A 2,335-nucleotide genomic window follows, 5' to 3' on the forward strand; every position below is an offset into this window, starting at 1 on the left:
ATTCTTTAAGTGTATTAAAGGAATATGAAGAAAAAGACAATCGAATCAAAGTTTATTCTCAGGAAAACAAGGGAGTGGGTTCAGCAAGAAACTATGGTATGGAACTTGCTAAAGGAGAATACATCACCTTTCTCGATAGTGACGATAAACTATCATCCAATGCTTTAAAATCTGTGAACAAATTCTTTGAAAACAACGAAGCCCTTGATGTTGTTGCCATACCCATACTCTTTTTTAGTGAATACAACCATGAACTAAACTATAAATTCAATTTGAAAGAGGATTCAAGAAACAGATTAATGGACTTGAATAAAAACTATGAATCTATTCAATCATCCGTAAGTTCTTCCTTTATTAAAGCTGATTCAATAGGTGATTTAAGATTCAATGAAGAATTATCCTACAATGAAGATTTGATCTTCATCAATAAGCTTCTGCTTAAAACCAAGAAAATAGGCTTGGTCAAAGATGCTGCATACTTCTTTAGAAGGGCCAATGATAAATCATTGACAAACACTGCAAAGGACAAAAAGGAATTTTATGTCTACAGATTAAAATGTTTAAGGGAACTTATCGACTATGCGTTAGAAAAAGATGGTGTTGTTCCTAAATTCATTCAGTGCATAATTACATATAGCCTAAAGTCATTTGAAGGCGTGAAGGATTTGCCTAGAAATTGGTCAAATGAAGAAACTGACGAATTTTGGGAAAGCCTATACGATATTTTAGATTACATTGAAGAAGATATTCTTACACATCCTCAAATAATCGGTTCAAAAATAGATTATTTTGGTGATTTCCTGGTTTACTTAAAAAATAGAAAGGATTTTCGTATAGAAAAGGATGAAGAAAACTATACTTGCTTGAAAACAGGAAATTACACAATCAATAGACTTGAAAAACATAGAATATTCTTTGACATTATAGAACTTAAAGATGGATTTTTAAACTTATGCGGAAATTATGTCAGCTCTTGCAAAAAGGATGTATTAAGCATAGAAGCAATTAAAGTTCATAATAGTAAAAAAGAAAGGTTTATTGGAAAATATGTTGAATATCCAAAAACACCTCGTGAAACAAGAAGATTGCTAGGCATTGACTGGAGATTTGACTATGGTTTCGAATTCAAGATCCCTATTGACAAAAAAGGGGAAACCAAAATTAATTTCCATATGATTCTTGATGAGGATGGCAATAAAGTGGTTATGAAAAACAATATCACATTTAGGAAATTTGCAGAAATATCAAGATTCAGCCATTACTACATTAGAAATTCACAAATATTGGCTGCTGTTAACAACTCTTTCCTTATTATGCCGTATAGTGCTAAAAAGGCCTTGCGTTATGAATTGACATCTATAAAATCCATGCTTATCACAAGACCGAAATACTGGGCAAAATCAATTTCCTACAGATTATTGTACTTGCTATCAAGGCCAATAATGAAAAACAAAAAAATCTATTTATTCATGGATAGAAGAGACAATACAGGAGACAATGGAGAGCATTTGTTCAGATATGCTGCAAATCAAAATGATGGAATTTCAAAATATTTCGCATTGGAAAAAGACTGCAATGAATTTAAAAAGCTTAAAAAGGAATATGGAAGTAAAATTCTTAATTTCGGTTCATTCAAACATAAATTCATCTATATGTTTGCAGAAAAGGTAATCTCTTCACAAGGTTATAAAAATCATTTGAATCCATTTGCAGACCTAAATCTAAAATTGGTTCAAGGAATTTCCTCTCCACCGATTTATTTCCTTCAACATGGTGTAGGAAAGTATGACATGCGAAGTTGGCTTAGAAAGTATGACATTAACTTTTCACTCATATTGACAGTTTCAGACCTGGATCAGGAGGCATTTGTCAAAACATACAATTATGATGAGGAAATCATTCAGGAATTGGGTTTCCCAAGATTTGACAATTTGACAAATGAAAACCTTAAAAAGGAAATCGTGATCATACCTACTTGGAGGAAGGCAATTAAAAACGAAGAGGATTTATTAAGTTCTGAATACTTTATGAGATGGAATAATCTATTGAATGATGAGAGATTGATAGAATCTGCCAATGAAAAGGGCTATAAAATTGTTTTTAAGCCTCATCCAAATTCAATGAGATTTTTGCATTTGTTCAATACAGACAACGTGGAAGTTGATACATATAGAAGATTCCATGACATCTTATGTGAATCTGCCTTAATGATTACTGACTATTCCTCTGTCAATTTTGATTTCGCATACCTTAAAAAGCCTATAATCTATTACCAATATGGAAGTGATTACCACTTTGAAGGAGATGCCTTAATCGATGACGACAAAAGTACTTT

The 2,335-nt window shown here is 31.9% G+C and carries 1 protein-coding gene; it reads left to right on the top strand.

Translation table 11 applies throughout. The annotated features are described in order from the left end of the window. On the top strand, positions 1-2,335 hold a 2,335-nt coding region (locus VW161_RS08855), incomplete at both ends, for a bifunctional glycosyltransferase/CDP-glycerol:glycerophosphate glycerophosphotransferase (RefSeq protein WP_325192963.1).

This window comes from Methanobrevibacter ruminantium (assembly GCF_016294135.1).
GTDB classification, from domain to species: Archaea; Methanobacteriota; Methanobacteria; order Methanobacteriales; family Methanobacteriaceae; genus Methanobrevibacter; species Methanobrevibacter ruminantium_A.